Source organism: Halobacillus sp. AWM4_238 (assembly GCF_056158265.1).
Genome location: NZ_JBSWSY010000002.1, coordinates 282,614 through 302,282, shown reverse-complemented (window position 1 = coordinate 302,282; position 19,669 = coordinate 282,614). Strand labels below are relative to the sequence as shown.

Genomic DNA, 19,669 nt, shown 5'->3' with positions numbered 1-19,669 from the left:
CTTTAGCTAGCGTTAAGAAATCCCCAACGTCTTCACTCCTTTGTTTTGTTTTTCGTACTGGTCGATTTTGTCTTCATACGTCAAGGTGACGGCAATTTCGTCCCAGCCATTTAAAAGCATTTCTTTGTGGTAGGACTGGATGTCGAACGACACATCTAAGACCCCGTCATCAATGATCTGCTTTTCCAAATCGACCTTCACTTCATACTTCTCTTTCGTAGCCTTTTCCATCAGCTGATCAACAACTGACTTCGGTAACTGAATCGGCAGGATCCCGTTTTTGAAGCAGTTGTTGTAGAAAATGTCGGCGAAACTCGGGGCGATGACCACTTTGAATCCGTAGTCCTGGATCGCCCATGGCGCGTGTTCTCTGGAGGAACCGCACCCGAAGTTTTCACCGCCGACAAGGACAGAAGCACCATCATACATCGGGTCATTCAAGGAGAAATCTTCCCGGGGTGTTCCATCCTCATTGAATCGCCAGTTGTAGAAGAGAAACTGGCCGAATCCCTGACGTTCAATTCTTTTCAAAAATTGCTTCGGAATGATCTGGTCGGTATCGACATTCGATCGATCCAATGGGTAAACCAGACCTTTATGTTGTTTGATCGGCTCCATCTACTCAACCTCCTACCGCACTGGCGTATTTTCTGACGTCAACAAAACGACCTTCCAATGCAGCTGCTGCTGCCATTTCCGGACTGACGAGATGAGTTCTGGCGCCATTTCCCTGACGTCCTTCGAAATTCCGGTTGGAAGTGGAAGCACAGCGTTCGCCAGGCGGAACGATATCATCGTTCATCGCCAAACACATGCTGCATCCCGCATCGCGCCATTCGAACCCTGCTGTCAGGAAGATCGTATCCAGACCTTCTGCTTCTGCAGCATCTTTCACCGACTTAGAACCAGGGACAACAAGGGCTCTTACCCCTTCATGGACACGACCTCCACGAACGATTTCTGCAGCTTTACGCAAATCGCTCAATCTGGAATTGGTACACGAACCGATGAACACGTGCTCGACAGGAATTGATTCGATGCTCTGGTTCGGCTCAAGGCCCATATATTCAATAGCCCGCTCGATGCCGTCCTTGTCTTCTTCGGCCAATTCTGGATCAGGGACACGACCACCGACAGGAACACACTGAGAAGGGTTCGTTCCCCATGTTACCTGCGGTTCAATTTCATCCGCATGAATCGTAAGGGTTTGGTTATATTCAGCTCCTTCATCAGAAGCTAAAGCGAGCCACTGTTCGGCTGCTTCATCGAAAGCCTCCCCTTCCGGCACATAACGTTTTCCTCGCATGTAATCGATTGTCGTTGCATCAGGACTGATCAATCCGGCTCTTGCTCCTGCTTCTATAGACATGTTGCACACCGTCATGCGCTCCTCCATGGAAAGGTTGCGGACAGCTTCGCCTGTGTACTCGATCACATGGCCCGTACCGAAACGGACACCATACTTACCAATGATGGCAAGGATTAAATCCTTCGCTGTAACGCCTGTTCCTAGCATCCCATCGACGTTGACTTGTAGTGTTTTCGGAGGCGCCTGCCATAAAGATTGAGTGGCGAGCACGTGCTCCACCTCACTCGTCCCGATTCCAAATGCCAGGGCTCCAAAAGCTCCATGCGTGGAAGTATGGCTATCTCCACAGACGATCGTTTTGCCTGGTTGTGTCAAACCAAGTTCTGGACCAATGACGTGAACGATCCCCTGATCTGGGTGATTGATGTCCGCAAGGCGGACACCAAATTCCTCACAGTTCGCTTTCAAAGTTTCCATCTGCTTCTTGGAAACTTCATCTTTGATGACATTCCGATGAATGGTCGGGACGTTATGGTCCATCGTCGCAAACGTTCGATCGGGTCTTCTCACTTTCCTTCCGGCCATTCGCAATCCTTCAAACGCCTGGGGAGAGGTCACCTCATGAATCAGATGCAGGTCGATGTAGAGGAGATTCGGCTTCCCTTCTTCTTCATGGACGACATGCTGATCCCAAATTTTTTCTACAATGGTTTTTGGATGACTCATTCCGTTCCGCTCCCTTCGTGTTTATACGTAACAACGCATGATATTTTCTGTCGTATCACTTGTGCTGATTTGATCGACCACTCTTCGTGCCAATTCACTTCCACTGACGACAGTACCTCCGATGAGGTCGATGTCTGCCGTGTGGTATCCTTCGTCCAACACTTCCTGTACAGCCGCTTCCACTTGTTCTGCTTCCTCTTCCATCCCGAAAGAATGTTTCAACATCATAGCGACAGATAGAATACTAGCGAGAGGATTCGCCTTATTCATCCCTGCGATATCAGGAGCAGATCCGTGAACCGGTTCGTAAAGCCCAACGCCTGTTTCGTTCAAACTGGCAGATGGGAGCATGCCTAGAGACCCTGTCAGTACCGAAGCTTCGTCACTTAAAATGTCTCCAAACATATTTTCTGTCACAATGACATCGAAGTAAGCGGGATTGGTCACAAGCTTCATCGCAGCTGCATCCACAAGCATATGTTCAACCTTTACATCAGGATACTGCGATTTTTTCTCCTCTACGACTTCACGCCACATACGACTCGACTCGAGAACATTCGCTTTATCTACTGAAGTGAGTTGTTTCCTCCGAACCTTCGCACTTTGGAAAGCCTGCTCTACGATTCTTTCAATCTCCCACCGTTCGTAAGCTAGTGTATCGACGACAGCCTTTCCATTGTCGCGCCGTTCACTTGGTTCTCCAAAGTACAATCCACCGGTCAACTCACGAACAATCAATAGATCACTCGCTGCGACGACTTCCTGCTTCAAAGGTGATGCATGGAGCAACTGCTGAAACGCTTTGACAGGACGGAGATTCGCAAACAAGCCGAGTTGTTTGCGAATTCCAAGCAGCCCTTTTTCCGGCCTCATGTGACCGGGAAGCTGATCCCACTTCGGTCCACCGACAGCTCCGAGGAAAATAGCATCGGCTTTTCTCGCTGCTTCCACCGTATCCTCCGGAAGAGGCGTTTCATGATTATCAATCGCTACTCCTCCGATGTCGTGACTCTCAAAAGTGAAGGTGTGCTGAAATCGGTCCGCGACCGCCTGCAGCACGTTTTTAGCGGCTTTCGTTACTTCTGGACCGATTCCGTCTCCTGGCAAAAGTACAATATGTTTTTCCATGTGCATCCCCCTTTAGTTATATTTGCACTTGCTGAAAATTCTCCTGTTTGCTTCTATATAGTGTACGATTCACTGCATTTAAGAAGGCGTGGGCCGAAGCTTCCAGAACATCCTGTGCGGATCCCCGACCGGACGCTTTGATTCCGTCGACAGTCAGTTGTACGTGAACTTCAGCTAGAGCATCGCGCCCTTTTCCAATCGAACTCAATTGATAGTCTTGCAAATGAACATCCGCATCAATTAAGTCATCGAGCGTGTTATAAATCGCTTCGACGCTTCCTTCACCTGTATTAGCTTTCTCTACTTCTTCCCCATCCGGTCTTGTCAAAAGAACAGTCGCTGTCGGACGGTTGATGCTGCCATATTGAACCTGGAAAGCTTTCAACTCGTATTTAGGCTGATCTTCGTTCTCTGTTTGAGTATCTGTCAAAATGGCAAACAGATCGTCGTCCGTCACTTCTTTCTTTTTGCCTGTCAGAGTTTTAAAGGATTCAAAAGCTTCCTTCAGCTTGTTTTCATTAAGAGTAAATCCAAGCTCTTCGGCTTTTTGTTTAAAAGCATGACGTCCGGAGTGCTTTCCTAACACCATTCGATTGGAATCGATGCCAACCATCGCTGGGGTAATAATTTCGTAAGTCGTCGACTCTTTCAGCACGCCGTCCTGGTGAATGCCAGATTCATGAGCGAAAGCGTTACGTCCAACGACAGCTTTGTTGCCTGGCACTTGCATTCCTGTCAGGCGGCTGACGAGATCACTGGTCCGTTTGATCTCTTTTAACACCAGTCCTGTTTCGAAATCGTAACGGTCTTGACGGATTTTCAAAGCGACAGCAATCTCTTCAAGTGCTGCGTTTCCGGCACGTTCGCCGATGCCATTGATCGTACCTTCGATTTGTCTCGCTCCGTTTTCAATCGCTGCAAGGGAATTACTTACAGCCATTCCAAGATCATCGTGATTGTGCGTAGACAAAACCGCTTTGTCGATGTTTGGCACGTTTTCTCTTACATATCGGAAAAGCCGGCCGATTTCATCAGGAGTTGTAAATCCGACCGTATCCGGAAGGTTGATGACACTCGCACCAGCGTCAATTACTTTTTCGATGATATGGACGAGAAAGTCTTGATCTGATCGCAATGCATCTTCTGCTGAAAACTGGACGTGTGGAAACTTCTCTTTCGCATAGGTGACCATCTCCACCGCTTTTTGTACGACCTCATCTGGTGTTTTCTTCAGTTTGTGGGTCATGTGGATCGGAGAGGTTGCGATGAAAACATGCAACCTTGGCTCCGCTCCGCCTTTCAATGCTTCCCATGCAATATCAATGTCACGTTTGTTCGCTCGCGCTAATCCTGTTACCGAACAACCGCGGACGGTATCTGCAATTTCTTTGACCGCTTCAAAGTCAGCTTGAGAGGAAGCGGGAAAACCCGCCTCCATAATGTCCACACCTAAACGTTCCAGCTGTTTAGCAATTTCCACTTTTTCCAAACGATTCAAATTGACGCCAGCGGATTGTTCTCCGTCTCTCAAGGTTGTGTCGAAAACATTAACGTGAGCCATGTGTGACCACATCCTTTGCTTTGGATTGGGATTTCTTGACGAACGGCATCAGTTCACGGAGCTCTCTACCCACCTTTTCGATTTGATGATTATTTTCACGAGCATTGATTGCATTGAATTCTGGACGGTTTACCTGATTCTCAAGGATCCATCCTTTGGCAAACTTCCCTGTCTGGATATCTGTCAACACATCTTTCATGCGAGCTTTGGTACTTTCATCAACGACGCGTGGACCTGATACGAAATCACCCCACTGAGCGGTATCGGAGATGGAGTAACGCATGCCCTCAAGACCACCTTCGTACATCAAGTCAACGATCAATTTAAGCTCGTGCATACATTCGAAATACGCCACTTCCGGCTGATAACCTGCTTCTGTTAACGTTTCAAAACCAGCTTTGACAAGGCTTGTAAGTCCCCCACAAAGAACGGCCTGCTCACCGAAAAGATCGGTTTCCGTTTCTTCCTGGAAGGATGTTTCAAGAACCCCAGCACGACCGCCACCGATTCCTTTTGCATAAGCGAGGGCGATTTCTTTTGCTTCCCCAGTGACGTCCTGTTCAACACCGATCAGTGCAGGTACACCAGCACCTTCTTCAAACGTGCGGCGGACAAGGTGCCCTGGTCCTTTTGGTGCGACAAGGAACACATCAACATCTGATGGCGGAACGACCTGGTTGAAGTGGACATTGAATCCGTGAGCGAAGGCAAGAGCTGCGCCGGACTTCAAGTTCGGTTTGATGTGTTCTTCGTAAACGCTTGGTTGATGTTCATCTGGCAGAAGAACCATTACGACATCGGCCTCTGCGACAGCGTCAGCAACGGTTTTCACTTCCAACCCGTCTTGTTCAGCTTTATCCCATGACTTACCTTTACGAAGTCCGACCACAACGTTATGTCCGCTCTCCTTCAAGTTTTGAGCATGAGCATGACCTTGAGATCCGTACCCTACTACAGCTACTTTTTTGTTTTTTAGTACCTCATCTTTAATATCGTTGTGATAGTATACGTGTGCCATTTTTACATCCATCCTTTCGGGAAATTATTTTAATAGAGAGTAAGATTTGAATTCTGCCACCTGTGGCTGATGACCACGAGTGAAGGCGGTCAAGCCCGTTCTGGCCAGTTCTTTAATGCCATAAGGCCTTAGCAGATCGATGAGCGCATCGACTTTATCTGATTTACCCGTCACCTGAACCGTAACGCTTTCTTTACTGACATCAATGATTGATGCACGGAACGGTTCGATGATGCCCTGGATTTCGCTTCGGATCTGTGGGTTGCTGATGACCTTCACCATCGCGAGCTCCCGGGCGACAATGGCTTTGTCTGTGATGTCTGACACTTTCAGAACATCGATTTGTTTGTTCAGTTGTTTGGTCAGCTGCTCGAGCTTGCGGTCATCTTCGACTTCCACGACAAACGTCATTTTTGAAACGCCCTCCGTTTCTGTCCTGCCAACGGAAATGCTTTCAATGTTGAATTGCCTTTTGGCAAGTAATCCTGTCACTCGGTTCAGCACACCGCTCCGATTATGAACGGTTGCTGTGACGATTCGCTTCATCGTTTCACCCCAATCATTTCGTGTAGTCCTTTACCTGGAGCAATCATTGGATAGACATTCTCTTTCTGAAGGACGCGGCAATCGATGACTGCTGGCTGATCATCACCCAAAACTTTCGGAAGTATTTCCAAAAGCTCTTCTTGGGTCTCGATCTTGTAGCCTGGAACTTGATAGCTTTCCGCAAGTTTTACAAAGTCCGGCTGGACATCGATGATCGATTCTGAATATCTTTCACTGTAAAACTTCTCCTGCCACTGCCTTACCATGCCCAGTGCCTGATTGTTGACAATCAACACTTTGACAGGCAATCGCCTTTCTTGAAGAACCGACAGCTCCTGCAGGGTCATTTGAAAACCGCCGTCACCAACAACAGCGACGCAGGTGGAATCCATGTCGGCCAGCTGTGCTCCGATGGCTGCAGGGAACCCGTATCCCATGGTTCCAAGTCCTCCTGAGGTGACCCAGCGATTCGGCCGATCAAAAAGGTAGTATTGAGCTGCCCACATTTGATGCTGCCCGACATCTGTTGTAACCACCGCTTCTCCACCGGTATATTCATAAACTTTCTGCATGAGCCATTGTGGGACAATGAGTTCTTCCGGCTGATCATGCCAAAGTGGATAATCTTTTTTGTTTTGGCTGATGGCATCCATCCACCCTTGGTGGTGCAGGCCTTTTACAGGCTTTTGATTCAATGCGTTTAGGGCTGCTTTGGCGTCGGATACGATTGGAATGTGAGTCGGGATGTTTTTTCCGATTTCAGCAGGGTCGATATCAATATGAGCAACGGTTGCATGTGGTGCAAAGTGCTTCAGGTTCCCTGTCAGCCTGTCGTCAAAGCGGGAACCAATGTTGATTAGCAGGTCACATTCATAAAGAGCGGTATTGGCGGAATAAGTGCCATGCATGCCTGCCATTCCAAGTGACAAATCACAAGTGCCTGGGTAACTTCCAAGTCCGAGGAGCGTTGAAGTAACTGGCAGTTGATAATTTTGGACGAATGTTTTTAACTCCTCTGATGCACCTGCATGAATGACACCGGACCCTGTGAGTACTACTGGTTTTTTCGCTTCTACAAGGGCATCATGCAGTTTACTGATTTGAAGTGGGTTCGGCTTCACGGTCGGCTGATAGCCCGGAAGATGAAAATCACTCTTCACTTCCTTTGTGTACACCGTTGAACTGATATCTTTAGGTATATCCACAACCACCGGTCCTGGTCTTCCAGTGGTCGCAATGTGAAAGGCTTCATTCACAATTCTCGGCAGGTCCTCGATTTCCTGAACTTGATAATTATGTTTCGTGATTGGCGTCGTGATCCCCATGATGTCTGATTCTTGGAATGCATCCGTTCCAATCACGCCTTTTGCTACCTGCCCTGTAAAGATAACGAGTGGAAGGGAATCCATCATGGCATCCGCAATTCCTGTAACTAGATTTGTCGCGCCAGGGCCGGACGTGCCGATGACAACTCCTGCTTTACCAGAAACCCTCGCGTATCCTTCCGCCGCGTGGATGGCTCCTTGTTCATGTCTAGGAAGAATATGGTCAAAACTTCCTTCCGCCCGGTAGATGGCATCATAAATCGGTAAAACAGCACCACCTGGATATCCGAATAACGTTTCAACACCTTGACCGATCAAAGCTTCCACGAGCAAATCAGCGCCTGTTTTCGTTGCGGTTTGCTGCTCCGCACTTGCTTGTGCCTTCATTTTTTTCATCCCTCCTGTGTTGAACCTATCTTTTATGGGAAGCGGCCATTCACAATGAAGTCTCTCCGCTTTGAACCTTTCGCCTTTCGAACAAAAAAGAGACCTTCTTCCTCCTCAAATTCCTGCAACACAACAACAGTGTCGTAAGAACGTGAGGGGTGAAAAGGTCTCTCTTTACTTCCACGGTACCACCCTCATTCGTGAAGCTCTTTTAACAAGCTCCACCTCATGGGATTCAAATCCTGAACCCCTTTTGATAACAGGTGCGGTGAAACACCTGGTCCCGCCTACTGGTAGAAACGTTCAGCGTGGACACTCAAGGATGATGTCAGAATAAGATGTATTTCCGGGCTTCCAGCAACCCCGGCTCTCTGGGAATACATGAACTTATTCCTTTATTCCTTTCATCGTGTTCGTATATTTTAATTATCAAATGCCTCGTACTCCGCTCGGCTTTTCTCTACTAACTTACGTGTGCTTGATTTTTGCTGTACACTTTGTATCCGTCTGTTGTTGTTACTTTTCTGAATTCTGAAAGCAAGTGGTTTGTGACGACACCTGGACTACCATTTCCTACTTTCCGCTGGTCAACTTCCACAACGGCGATTACTTCGGCCGCTGTTCCTGTTAAAAATACTTCATCAGCGACATAAACATCGTGTCTTGTAAACGGCTGCTCCTTGACTTTGTAGCCTTTTTCTTCAGCTATATCAATGATGGCGTTACGAGTGATTCCTTCTAATGCCCCCAAGTATGTCGGAGGGGTTAAAATTGTTCCATTTTTCACGATAAAGATGTTATCAGCAGAACCCTCGGTCACATAGCCTTGATCGTTTAGCATTAGAGCCTCATCAACTCCGGCCTGATTGGCTTCCATTTTCACAAGAATGTTATTCAAGTAATTCAACGATTTCACTTGGGGCGGTAACACGTCCGGCCGGTTTCTTCTGCTCGAAACAGAGGCAAGCCGCACCCCGCGCTCATATAGTTCTTTAGGGAACAAAGCGAGTGCCTCAGCAATGACAACCAAGCGTGGATTTGCACAGCTGGCAGGGTCCAGACCCAAATTGCCGGCGCCTCTGGAAACAACGACGCGAATATAAGCGGTCTCCAACTGGTTACGGCGAACGGTTTCAGCAATAATCTCTTCGAGTTCCTCCTTACTTTGCGGGATCTCGAGCATGATCGACTTCGCTGAATCAAAAAGACGGTTCAAGTGTTCATCCAGCTTAAAAATATTGCCTTCGTAAACACGAATACCTTCGAACACCCCATCTCCATATAAGAAACCGTGATCATATACTGAAACAACGGCCTCTTCTTTCTTTACGTATTCGCCGCTCATGTAAATCCATTGGCTGCTCATTTTCAGCACTCCTTTCTTTTATAAGTTAATGTTTAAAATGGTTAAACAATGATTAAGAAAATATGGCCCCCTCTGGTAAGGAGTGATCTTACATTTTCAGGGCCCCAATCTCAGGTCTTTCGCATGAACCAACCAGACGATGAAAGTCATCGATGTAGTTGATTGAGGACTACTTTAAACCCATTTCAAGGGAAGGTCAACAGGTTTTAAGCAAATTTTCTGAACACTCAAAAGATTCGATAAACAAGTTAAGCGCTTACATCGTTGGGAGGCTTGAGATCCCGTTTCTTTTTCTCTTTTCTTTTTTTCTTTTTTATCTCAAATGAGCGTTGATTCAGGAAACCACCAGCTTTAGAACTAGGAGATCATTCGAGCTTTTTTATGAACAGTTCTTCTCTTTTGATGATTGTCTCAAATCATTAATAGTGGACGTTCGCCCTGCCTCAAAAGCCCGTCCCTTCATACAGTGTCGTATAGGAAAAATAAAGGTGGTGAAAGATATGGGCTGGTATGGTGGCTGCGGTGGATACGGCGGATACGGCGGTGGATACGGAAGCACTTTCGTTTTGATCGTTGTATTGTTCATCCTTTTGATTATTGTAGGAGCTTCTTTCTACAACTAAAACCTTTTCGTGTGAACCACCATTACCCGTAATAAGTGGTTCACACAAAAGCGGTTCGTCAACGATGACCTCCGCTTTTCAGGTGTGCATAAAAAAGAACCAGAGGTCCTCACCACCTTCTGGTTCATTGTTCGTTATCTTTGCAATTGAAAGAATTCGAGAGAACAATTGTTTTCTCAATATAGGTTTGGTTATAATAAACCAGCGAGACATATTTTCTACAACCTCTACCTGTAGTATGTCTCCCTCTTTCAAGACCAGAGCGTATTTGCTCTGGCTTTTTTTACATAAATATTTATTATACATATATAATGAGTATACTCTTTTTTGTGGGCTGGTTTCATCATGTATTTCTTCACTGCACGCCGGCCTGCCTAAACGAAAGTAATTTCAAAAACATGATCTGTTTGATAAAAATCTAATAAACACATCAAAGAAGCGAATCGTCTATGTAAAATAGCCAATTCGCTTCTTTTTTCACTGGGAAGAGTTTCAAGTCGGAATTTCTTCGTATTCATTTTCTAATGCGCACTCTCTTTGATACTCCAAGTTGATAAAAATTTGCTGCAACTCAGGCAAGGTCATCTCAATCGTCCTTTTTCCAAAGGCATCCTCTGTGTAACCTAATTCCCTTAATTGATCAATCAAAAAATACCTGTCCTGATGCGAACCTACTGGTGGATAAACTGACATGAGCATCCAATCAACTCCTGCACAAAGATTATTATACTAATGTCCTTTCTACTCCCATACCCTTTATTCCTCTTTTAAATCCTATAAAATTATCTCAATTGTCTGATTTCAACAAATAAATCGATGATATATTCAAGTAAATACGACATAAAACGAATTTCTGACCTTATTATGCTACTAAAAAAACTAATAGCATTGGGGAGACCAAGAAGATGTGCTGGAAAGACTCCTTAGAAATTAGTTCAAAAACACTTCACCTTTCCATCAGGAATTTACCAGCCCCTTGCACTACAGATGCCACCCCTGTTTATCCAGTAAAAAAAAACGCCCATAACATGGACGTTTTAGCTCTTATTTATATGTTGCCAAAGAACTTCTCCGCTTTTTCTAAATACGGCTCTTCTTCAGGCATCAATTCATACTCCTCCACAATTGCATCTACCGGACATACCGATACACACGCCCCGCAGTCTATACAGATATCAGGGTTGATGTAATATTGGTCTTCCCCTTTTTCAATGCAATCAACAGGACAAACATCAACGCATTCCCCCGCCTGTTCGCCCTCGCATGGTTGTGTAATGACAAAAGCCATATGGATCTCTCCCTATTTCCTTGATAAAACTAGTGTCTCGAATAGTAAGGGGTCTTGTCAATGTTTAAAGAGTTTACTTGGATTTAACTCATATAAGTCCCTGCAAAGAAAGAAGAGGCAGCAGACCATGAACTGTGATCAGTTGGTCGTATGGAAATTTGTGTAGTTGGAAAGCATGAACCCTTCGTCCGATTGTCAAAGGCAATAGTGACAAGTAGAATAGCTACTAACAGATATAAAGTTTTAAAATCTCGGGAACGCATGAAATCTGATTAGATCATCTGGATTTCTTGCGTTTTTTTTTCCAGTAATTGATCTGTCTTTTTGCTAGAAAAGGAAGGAGGGGTTTCCATGACTTCATGGATACGGCCTTTTCGGGGTTTCATCGTTTTGCTTGTTTTTTCGATATTTTTCATGACGGGTTGTACCGAAACCCAGCCTAGAGAAGAACATGTCCAAAACGAAACAGAACAACCACAAGATTCTGAAACAAGTGCTATTGCAGAAAAAGAAGAGGAAACACCTTTAGAAAAGGACGCTAAAGAAGAACAACAGCCTGGAGATGTTGATGCCACCGTTACAAATGTTGTAGACGGAGACACCATTGACATTGAGATGAACGGTAAACAAGAACGCGTCCGTTTGTTACTCGTCGACACACCGGAGACTGTCCACCCTAACAAACCTGTCCAGCCTTTTGGACCAGAAGCAAGCGATTTTGCAAAAGATCGATTGTCGGGTGAAAAGATACGATTCGAATATGACGGACCTAAGCGGGACCATTATGATCGTCTTCTTGGCTATGTTTGGATTGACGGAGAGAATTTCAATCAGCAACTACTAGAGGAAGGTTTCGCCCGCTATGCTTATGAGTATGATCCCCCCTACACTCATGAAGCGACCATGAAAAATGCTCAAACCCGTGCTAAACAACAAGGAAAAGGGATTTGGAGCTTGGACGGTTACGTTACGGACGAGGGATTTCGTATAGATGAATCACTGACTGACGAGGAAACACCTGTCTCTTCTTATGAGGGGCGTCTTCCATTTGATCCTCAAGGACCCGATAGAGACTGTGGTGATTTTTCATCCCAAGAAGTAGCCCAAGCTTTTTTTGAAGCTGCAGGGGGACCTGACCGAGACCCCCATCGCTTAGATGGTCACGATCAGGATGGGCTCGTTTGTGAGAGTTTAGAATAAAATTGAAACATCCCATATACTCCATGAGTCATACTTGGTTTGTTAAAGAGGGTTTCCTAGAAGGGACCCTCTTTTGTTTTGTCATTCCCACCTGTAATCGTTTCAATTTTTGCAATATTATTGTAATTATTCCATAAACAGGGTAAAATTATGTAACTATAAGGGGTTTTTTGGATTAATTGGATAAATATTCACTAATCCATCCAATTTTATAATAGGGGGTCTTCAAATGAAAAAGTATTCATGGTTGATGTTCATTCTCCTCTTCACTGTAAGCCTATTCTTAAGTGCTTGTGGCGAAAGTGGGACAAGCGGTTCAGCAGGAGAAGACGGTGGAAGTGATGGTGGAGAAGAAATGACAAACCTGACCATGGGCACAGGTAGTGTCGGCGGTGTCTACTATCCTTTAGGTGGAGAAATGGCAAACCTTTTCGCTGACAATATTGATGTTGAGGGTTTTGACATGAGTTCCGTGGAATCTGGAGCTTCTGTTGAAAACATCGCCAAAATTCAATCCGGAGATTTCCAGTTGGGGATTGCCCAGAATACGACCATGATCAATGCGGTTGAAGGAGTGGGTGATTTTGAAGGAAAAGATGTCGGAAATGTCGGGGTGATCGGTTCCCTTTATCCAGAGGCACTTCAAGTCGTCACCCTGGATTCGACAGGAATTGAGTCCATTGAAGATCTTAAAGGCAAAAAAGTAGCTGTTGGACCTCCAGGTGGAGCGACACGCGAGGCTGCTGAGATGGTCCTCTCCGCTTATGGCATTGAAGAAGGGGACTATGAAGCGTTTGAAGAAGGATTCGGCGACGCGAAAAGCAAACTTCAAAATAACACCATTGATGCTTCCTTTGCAGTTGTGGGGGTTCCATCATCAACAACAGATGAATTAGAAGCGGCTACTGGAGAAGTGAAATTCCTTAACATTGAAGGAGACGCTCTTGATGAAGTCGTCGCCAACAGCCAATACGAAGCGTACACGGTGGAACCAGGTACGTATGAGTGGCAGGAAGAACCTGTCGAAACCATTACGGCAATGGCGCTTCTTCTTGGTTCCACAAGCCAGGTCAGTGAAGACCTAGCGTACGAAATGACGAAAACTCTTTATGAAAATGCTGGCGATATGTCAATCGCTCAAGCTAAGCTGATCACGAAAGACAGTGCCTTAACTGGTGCTCAAGACCTTCCGCTTCACCCTGGAGCAGAGAAGTACTTCAAGGAAGCAGGCATATTAGAATAAAGGATAAAACGGAACCGGACATTGTTTTTGTCCGGTTCTTTAAAGCGCTCAATAAAGATCAGAATGGAGGTAAGAAGCGTGACGAAAAAAGATAACAAAGAAATCGACAAGCAGGAAATGATGAAAAAATACGATAAAGAGAGCACATTCCGTACAAACCTCGGGACGTGGGGCTGGCTGACATTGATTCTTGGTAGCGCACTAACCATTTTTCAGCTATATACAGCTTACCGCGGAGCTTACGTTTCTCTCATCCAGGGGGCGATTCACCTGGGCGCGGCGCTATGCTTAGTCTATCTTCTCTATCCGATCAAATCTTCTTTGACAAGCAAACGTGGCATTCCATGGTATGATCTTATCTTTGCTGCGGTCGCCCTTTATTCAAACTTTTACATCATTCAAAATTATGACCGCCTCATCAATGAAGCGATTATCTTCGGATTCACCTATATGGACCAAATTGTCGCGACAGCCGGCATTCTTTTGCTACTTGAAGCGACAAGGCGAGTCGTCGGCCTCCCTATTGTCATCATAGCTATTCTCGCGCTGCTTTATGGGATGTTCGGAAACTTCATCCCTGTGATCGGTCACGCCGGGAATGACTGGCCAACGCTCGCAACGAAGATGTTTTTCAGTTCCAGCGCTATTTTCGGTATTCCAATTCAAATATCTTCGACCTATATTTTCCTATTCCTATTTTTCGGAGTCATTCTCGTCAAAACGAATATTGGTCAGTTTTTCAACGATCTCGCCCTCCGTTTAACAGGAAAATATACGGGGGGAACGGCAAAAGCTGCAGTTGCAGCGAGTGGTCTTCAAGGCATGGTAAGCGGAAGCTCTGTTGCCAATACTGTAGGATCTGGATCATTTACGATCCCAATGATGAAAAATGCAGGGTTTAAACCGCACTTCGCTGCCGCCTCAGAAGCCTCTGCCTCAACTGGAGGACAGCTCATGCCGCCGATCATGGGTGCCGCAGCATTCATCATGGCATCTTATACGGGGATTCCTTATAACGAAATTATCGTCATCGCGATTATCCCTGCCCTCTTATATTTTTCAGGCGTCTTTTTAGGGACTCACTTTGAAGCAAGGAAACAAAACATCCGTGGTCTTTCTAAAGAAGAACTTCCTCAGACAAATAAGCTGGTCAAAAGGCTGGACTTGTTCCTTCCGCTCGTCATTATTATCGGATTTTTACTTGCGGGACGTACACCGACATATGCGGCATTATTTGCAATCGTAACCGCTTTTGTCATCAGTTTCTTCCGTAAAGAAACACGAATGTCCTGGAAAGGGATCATCAAACTGCTCGAAGAAGGAGCGCGCGTCGCCCTCCCTGTCATTGCTGCCTGTGCGACTGCAGGAATCATTGCAGGTACAGTAACGACTACAGGACTAGGACCTAAAATTGCCGGAGGAATCATCGATCTTGCCCAGGGTCAATTTTTCCTTGTTATGTTCTTCACCATGATTGCCTGTATTATTTTAGGTATGGGACTTCCTACGACAGCGAACTATGTCGTAACCGCTACAATGGCGGCACCTGCCTTGTTAGCTTTTGATGTTCCGGTCATTGCTGTTCACATGTTTGTCTTTTATTTCGGGATTGTTGCAGACATCACCCCACCGGTTTGTCTCGCTGCTTATGCCGGTGCAGGAATCGCTGGAGCTAATCCGATGAAAGCTGGAGTAACCGCAGTAAAACTTGCCATTGCTGCGTTCATCATTCCATATGTGTTCGTGACCAACCCGTTATTACTGCTGCAGGGAGACGTCAATGCAATCAACTTGTCCATAAGTGTCATCACAGCATTACTAGGGATGGCGGCCATCAGCTCCGCGCTGATCGGATATTTCGCCACAAAAGTCACCTGGATCGAACGAATTGCCCTCGTCATTTGTGGACTTATGCTCGTTTATCCAAACCTGATCATATCCCTCATCGGGTTAGGAGTGTTTGGAGCTATTGCTGCCTTCCAATATGTAAAAAACAAAAAAGAGGATTCCTCGAAACAACAAGCTGTCGTATGATCCGGAGCCAGGCCTTTCATTTCAAGGTCTGGCTTTTTCTTGCCGATCTTCCTTTTAAAAATAAACTTCCCCACTCATTGATAAAAATAGCTGCAACGATCAAAATCACCCCTAGCCACTGAATCAAGGTAACAGATTCAGAAAGAATGATCATCGCTGAAACGATCGCCACTGGTAATTCAATAGAACTCAGGACATTTGCAAGCCTTCCAGAAATCAAAGGGGCCCCTTGTGCAAAAAATAAAGGTGGGATGACTGCCCCGACTAAAGCGACTCCTGCCCCAATACTCCACAGCTGGATATCGAATAGTGGGAGTGTTGGAAGATCTTGAACAAATACCAGCAACACAAGGATGAATGAACCGGTCACCATTAGCGCACTTCTTGCAATCGGATCGGTTTTTGTTGCGACCTGTCCGCTAAAAAAAACAAAACCTGCATAAGAAAATCCTGAAAGCAGTCCAAGCAAAAGACCTGCGAGTGGAAGATCAAAAAACCCACCCCCGATCACACCCGAAGCGCACACAACCCCTAAGAGGGTCACAACTAAAGAAAGAGCATTGATTTTTGTAGGAATAACTTTCTCAAAGATCCATTCGTAAATCATACCAATCCATACGAATTGGAAGAGAAGAATAATGGCAATCGAGGCTGGCAAAAATTGCATCGCCCCATAATAAAAGATACTGGTCAATCCAACGGACGTGCCCGTCAACATGATTTTAAACAGATCTCTCCTTCTTGTCCCTCTTAGAGAAATCCTTTTGAAGAGACTGATCCCCCATAAAAAAACAAAGGCAATCAACATTTGGATAATGTTCAATTCCCCAAGCGTGTAGCCAAAAGAAAAGCCTGTTTTCACGAAAATGGGCGTGAACCCAAAACTCGCCGCCCCAATCAATACAAGCGTTATCCCTTTTCCCTTCATGCGTTCCCCTCCCCACATTTCCACCCTTCATTCCACTCTCATTATTCTAACATTCTCATCCATACGAAAAGGGGCCCTCTACAAAAGAGCGCCCCTTCCTATGTTTTTGAATTATACAATTCTCTTAATCAATTTTCCTAACGTACGCGGAATGAATAAGAGAATATCTACGATTGTATGGATTAACGAGCGGATCATATTCATTTTCATTCCTCCTTTTTTGGTATATAAATGGATACCTCAAAAGCCGAAGAATTAAACTACTCTATTTAAGATGTATGGAAAACCATTTAAATGTTCGTAAAATTTCAACATTCCTTATTCTGTTGTTTCTACTCTCCATATCGAGTATGATAGAAATAGCGATTTTTTTTAAAGAGGAGCGTATTTATGAAACGATCCATTTACGGATTGACGTTTGACCAACTGACAGCTTGGCTTATAGATCATGGTGAGAAAAAGTTCCGCTCCAAGCAAGTATGGGACTGGCTCTACCAAAAACGTGTAACAGACTTTTCACAAATGAAGAACGTGAACCAATCCTGTATTGACCTTCTTCATGAACACTTTACGATTGAGACACTTTCTGAAGAAATTAAACAAGAATCACAGGACGGTACCGTTAAGTTTCTATTTAAATTGGAGGATGGAAACGTTATTGAGACCGTACTAATGCGATTCAACTATGGGTTGTCCGTATGTGTAACCACACAAGTGGGCTGTAACATCGGCTGTTCCTTCTGTGCGAGTGGAATTCTCCGCAAAAACCGAGACCTTTCCAGTGGCGAAATTGTTGAACAAATCATGCAGGTCCAACAACACTTGGATAAACAAGGGAACGATGAACGCGTCAGCCACATCGTGGTTATGGGGATCGGCGAACCGTTCGACAACTATGAGAACCTCATCGATTTCTTGAAGGTCGTGAACGATCAAAAAGGGCTGTCCATCGGAGCCCGCCATATTACCGTATCTACAAGTGGTATTGCACCGAAAATGTATGAGTTCGCAGATGAAGGCATCCAGATTAATCTGGCCCTTTCCATTCACGCACCAAACAATGAACTGCGTACCCAAATTATGAAAATCAACCGTGCTTATCCACTAGAAAAATTGATGCCGGCCATTGACTACTATTTAGAAAAAACGAACCGCCGGATTACCTTCGAGTATATTTTACTCAAGGACGTCAACGACCATAAAAAGGAAGCGGAAGAGCTTGCTGACTTATTGAAGGATAAACGCCATTTATCCTACGTCAACTTGATTCCGTATAACCCGGTCGCCGACAACCCTTATGAGCGAAGTGAAAAAGAAGCGATCCTAACCTTCTATCAAACGTTGATGGACCGCGGGATCAAATGTGGCGTCCGTACAGAACACGGAACGGATATTGATGCCGCCTGCGGACAGTTGCGCAGTAAGCAAATCGAAAAAGAAAAGGCACGCAAAAAGAAAAAAATGCCAATGAACGAAAAAGCGTGAGGCTCAAGCCTCACGCTTTTTTTTTGCTTTTAACCATTCAAAGAACTTCTATACTCCAAATCAAGTCTTGAGCGATTAAACCTACCCTTTTACAACGTCAAAACGACCCAAAAGTTTATACAACAAATCACAGTCGTTATAACATTTTACACTTCCTACTATTGTAAATTTGAATCATTGATTGATATAAAACAAAAAAATTGGTTTTAATTGTAAAAATATAGGTTATAGAAGAATATACAAAAATAACCAAGAGGTGATGGGAAATCTATCAAAAAGGAGCTTTTCCAAAATGAAAAAATTCTTAGCTTTCTTGTTCGTTTTGACCTTCACTTTTGGCAGTACAGGTTTTGTAAGTGCGGATAACCATGACGGAGACAAAAACTGCAGCGACTTTGATTCTACAGCAGAAGCTGAGCAATACTGGGAAGAAAATGGGTACGATGAAAACAACGATCCGGATGGTTTAGACAGGGACAAAGATGGTGTTCCATGTGAAAGCCTAGGTAATAGTTCTTCTGATAATAGCTCTGGTGATTCAGAAGCATCTGAAGACGAAGCAATGGAAGATTCTGAAGAGAACGGAACTGAAGAGGAATCCTCTGACGAAGAAGGCGGGGAGCTTCCAGAAACCGCAACGCCGTATGCTACATATGCGTTACTCGGGATGGGGCTGTTTCTCTTGAGCGGTGGACTGTTGTTTGTACGTCGGGAAAATTAAATGACCTTCCCTCATCACCACCACATCAGCGAGCTGTTACAGCTCGCTTTTTTTAACGTTGTTGTCCATAAAAAAAACAGGTCTACCCATTTCAGGGTAGACCTGTTATGATTTCTGTGCTAAACCGTGCATGATGAAGTCAATCGTATAGTCAATTTCCTTATCATCATCCCAATGTAAATCAGGAGCAATAATAAAACGAGTGACCAAAAACCCGACAACGGAAGAGATAATCATACGGATCATGGATGCATTGGGAATTTCCACAAGTTTTCCTTTTTCCTTTAAATGATCCAGGGCCTCTTCAAATTTCGGGAAGATTTCTTCCAAAAACACTTCCTGAAATTTTTCTTGAAGCTCAGGATGAAAAGCCATTTCCTGGATCACGATCCTCAACAGTGGAGCGTTCTCCTTGGCAAATTCGAATCGATTCTTCAAAAGGGTTCTCAATAACCCTTCCAATCCCTCCGGAGGCTCCTCAAAAACCTTTTTGGCAAAATGTGAGGCAAAGAAAGGAAGGGTGAACTTAGTCATAAAAGGGGTCACGATCGATATTAACAATTCTTTCTTTGTCTTATAATGACGGAAAATGGTCCCTTCAGCCACGTTTGCTTTTGCAGCAATTTCACTCGTGGATGAAGAAGCATACCCCTTTTCCGCAAAAATTTCCACAGCAGCCTGCAGAATCTGTGCTTGTTTCGGTGTTAGCTTTTTATCACGAGCCGTTGATTCCTCCAACGCACCCAACAAATCCTCGAATTCGTTCATCTCTGTTTCCTCC

Annotated in this window: 18 protein-coding genes; 6 read left to right on the top strand and 12 right to left on the bottom strand. The window is 45.0% G+C overall.

Annotated elements, in window-relative coordinates; all coding sequences use genetic code 11:
* Nucleotides 1–12 precede the first annotated feature (12 nt).
* The 8 genes from leuD to ilvE form a co-directional block, all read right to left on the bottom strand.
* Entirely contained in the window at nucleotides 13–618 is a 606-nt protein-coding gene (gene leuD, locus ACXACN_RS01590; RefSeq protein ID WP_474961773.1) for a 3-isopropylmalate dehydratase small subunit, read from the bottom strand.
* A gap of 4 nt (nucleotides 619–622) precedes the next feature.
* A complete protein-coding gene (gene leuC / locus ACXACN_RS01585; RefSeq protein WP_474961771.1) occupies nucleotides 623–2,035 on the bottom strand; it encodes a 3-isopropylmalate dehydratase large subunit in 1,413 nt (470 codons plus the stop codon).
* 21 nt (nucleotides 2,036–2,056) lie between these two features.
* On the bottom strand, nucleotides 2,057–3,163 hold the full coding sequence (gene leuB / locus ACXACN_RS01580) for a 3-isopropylmalate dehydrogenase (protein ID WP_474961770.1): 1,107 nt from the start codon (nucleotides 3,161–3,163) through the stop codon (nucleotides 2,057–2,059).
* Between the two features lie 16 nt (nucleotides 3,164–3,179).
* A complete protein-coding gene (locus tag ACXACN_RS01575; RefSeq protein WP_474961769.1) occupies nucleotides 3,180–4,724 on the bottom strand; it encodes a 2-isopropylmalate synthase in 1,545 nt (514 codons plus the stop codon).
* Nucleotides 4,711–5,742, bottom strand: a complete 1,032-nt coding sequence (gene ilvC, locus ACXACN_RS01570; RefSeq protein ID WP_474961767.1) for a ketol-acid reductoisomerase — start codon at nucleotides 5,740–5,742, stop codon at nucleotides 4,711–4,713. The genes ACXACN_RS01575 and ilvC overlap by 14 nt, the downstream gene beginning before the upstream one ends.
* 24 nt (nucleotides 5,743–5,766) lie before the next feature.
* Nucleotides 5,767–6,288 carry an acetolactate synthase small subunit gene (gene ilvN, locus ACXACN_RS01565; protein WP_089654003.1) on the bottom strand — a complete coding sequence of 174 codons (522 nt, stop codon included), beginning with the start codon at nucleotides 6,286–6,288 and terminating at the stop codon, nucleotides 5,767–5,769.
* The gene (gene ilvB / locus ACXACN_RS01560) at nucleotides 6,285–8,000 is read right to left on the bottom strand and encodes a biosynthetic-type acetolactate synthase large subunit (RefSeq protein ID WP_474961766.1); all 1,716 of its coding nucleotides are present in this window, start codon (nucleotides 7,998–8,000) and stop codon (nucleotides 6,285–6,287) included. Before ilvB ends, ilvN begins: the two co-directional genes overlap by 4 nt.
* A gap of 463 nt (nucleotides 8,001–8,463) precedes the next feature.
* Complete coding sequence (gene ilvE, locus ACXACN_RS01555) at nucleotides 8,464–9,366, bottom strand: branched-chain-amino-acid transaminase (protein ID WP_474961765.1); 903 nt, start codon at nucleotides 9,364–9,366, stop codon at nucleotides 8,464–8,466.
* 500 nt (nucleotides 9,367–9,866) lie between these two features.
* On the opposite strand from ilvE, the gene ACXACN_RS01550 reads away from it, so the two are divergent.
* Complete coding sequence (locus ACXACN_RS01550) at nucleotides 9,867–9,989, top strand: YjcZ family sporulation protein (RefSeq protein ID WP_474961763.1); 123 nt, start codon at nucleotides 9,867–9,869, stop codon at nucleotides 9,987–9,989.
* A 492-nt stretch (nucleotides 9,990–10,481) separates the two neighbouring features.
* On the opposite strand, the gene ACXACN_RS01545 is transcribed toward ACXACN_RS01550, so the two are convergent.
* Both ACXACN_RS01545 and ACXACN_RS01540 read right to left on the bottom strand, forming a co-directional pair.
* A complete protein-coding gene (locus ACXACN_RS01545; RefSeq protein WP_474961762.1) occupies nucleotides 10,482–10,688 on the bottom strand; it encodes a hypothetical protein in 207 nt (68 codons plus the stop codon).
* Nucleotides 10,689–11,037: 349 nt separating this feature from the next.
* Nucleotides 11,038–11,277 carry an indolepyruvate ferredoxin oxidoreductase subunit alpha gene (locus ACXACN_RS01540; RefSeq protein WP_474961760.1) on the bottom strand — a complete coding sequence of 80 codons (240 nt, stop codon included), beginning with the start codon at nucleotides 11,275–11,277 and terminating at the stop codon, nucleotides 11,038–11,040.
* A gap of 351 nt (nucleotides 11,278–11,628) precedes the next feature.
* On the opposite strand from ACXACN_RS01540, the gene ACXACN_RS01535 reads away from it, so the two are divergent.
* The 3 genes from ACXACN_RS01535 to ACXACN_RS01525 all read left to right on the top strand — a co-directional run bounded on the left by ACXACN_RS01535 (nucleotide 11,629) and on the right by ACXACN_RS01525 (nucleotide 15,754).
* The gene (locus tag ACXACN_RS01535) at nucleotides 11,629–12,477 is read left to right on the top strand and encodes a thermonuclease family protein (protein ID WP_474961758.1); all 849 of its coding nucleotides are present in this window, start codon (nucleotides 11,629–11,631) and stop codon (nucleotides 12,475–12,477) included.
* A gap of 229 nt (nucleotides 12,478–12,706) precedes the next feature.
* Nucleotides 12,707–13,720, top strand: coding sequence for a TAXI family TRAP transporter solute-binding subunit (locus ACXACN_RS01530; protein WP_474961756.1), 1,014 nt, complete (start codon nucleotides 12,707–12,709; stop codon nucleotides 13,718–13,720).
* Nucleotides 13,721–13,783: 63 nt separating this feature from the next.
* Complete coding sequence (locus tag ACXACN_RS01525; protein ID WP_474961755.1) at nucleotides 13,784–15,754, top strand: TRAP transporter permease; 1,971 nt, start codon at nucleotides 13,784–13,786, stop codon at nucleotides 15,752–15,754.
* A 16-nt stretch (nucleotides 15,755–15,770) separates the two neighbouring features.
* Here the strand turns inward: ACXACN_RS01525 and ACXACN_RS01520 are convergent, their stop codons facing one another.
* Complete coding sequence (locus ACXACN_RS01520; protein WP_474961753.1) at nucleotides 15,771–16,682, bottom strand: EamA family transporter; 912 nt, start codon at nucleotides 16,680–16,682, stop codon at nucleotides 15,771–15,773.
* A 390-nt stretch (nucleotides 16,683–17,072) separates the two neighbouring features.
* Here ACXACN_RS01520 and rlmN point away from each other — a divergent pair, with 390 nt between their 5' ends.
* Complete coding sequence (rlmN, locus tag ACXACN_RS01515) at nucleotides 17,073–18,167, top strand: dual-specificity RNA methyltransferase RlmN (protein WP_474961752.1); 1,095 nt, start codon at nucleotides 17,073–17,075, stop codon at nucleotides 18,165–18,167.
* Nucleotides 18,168–18,459: 292 nt separating this feature from the next.
* A complete protein-coding gene (locus tag ACXACN_RS01510; RefSeq protein WP_474961750.1) occupies nucleotides 18,460–18,888 on the top strand; it encodes an excalibur calcium-binding domain-containing protein in 429 nt (142 codons plus the stop codon).
* Between the two features lie 105 nt (nucleotides 18,889–18,993).
* Here the strand turns inward: ACXACN_RS01510 and ACXACN_RS01505 are convergent, their stop codons facing one another.
* On the bottom strand, nucleotides 18,994–19,656 hold the full coding sequence (locus ACXACN_RS01505; RefSeq protein WP_474961748.1) for a TetR/AcrR family transcriptional regulator: 663 nt from the start codon (nucleotides 19,654–19,656) through the stop codon (nucleotides 18,994–18,996).
* Nucleotides 19,657–19,669: the final 13 nt, after the last annotated feature.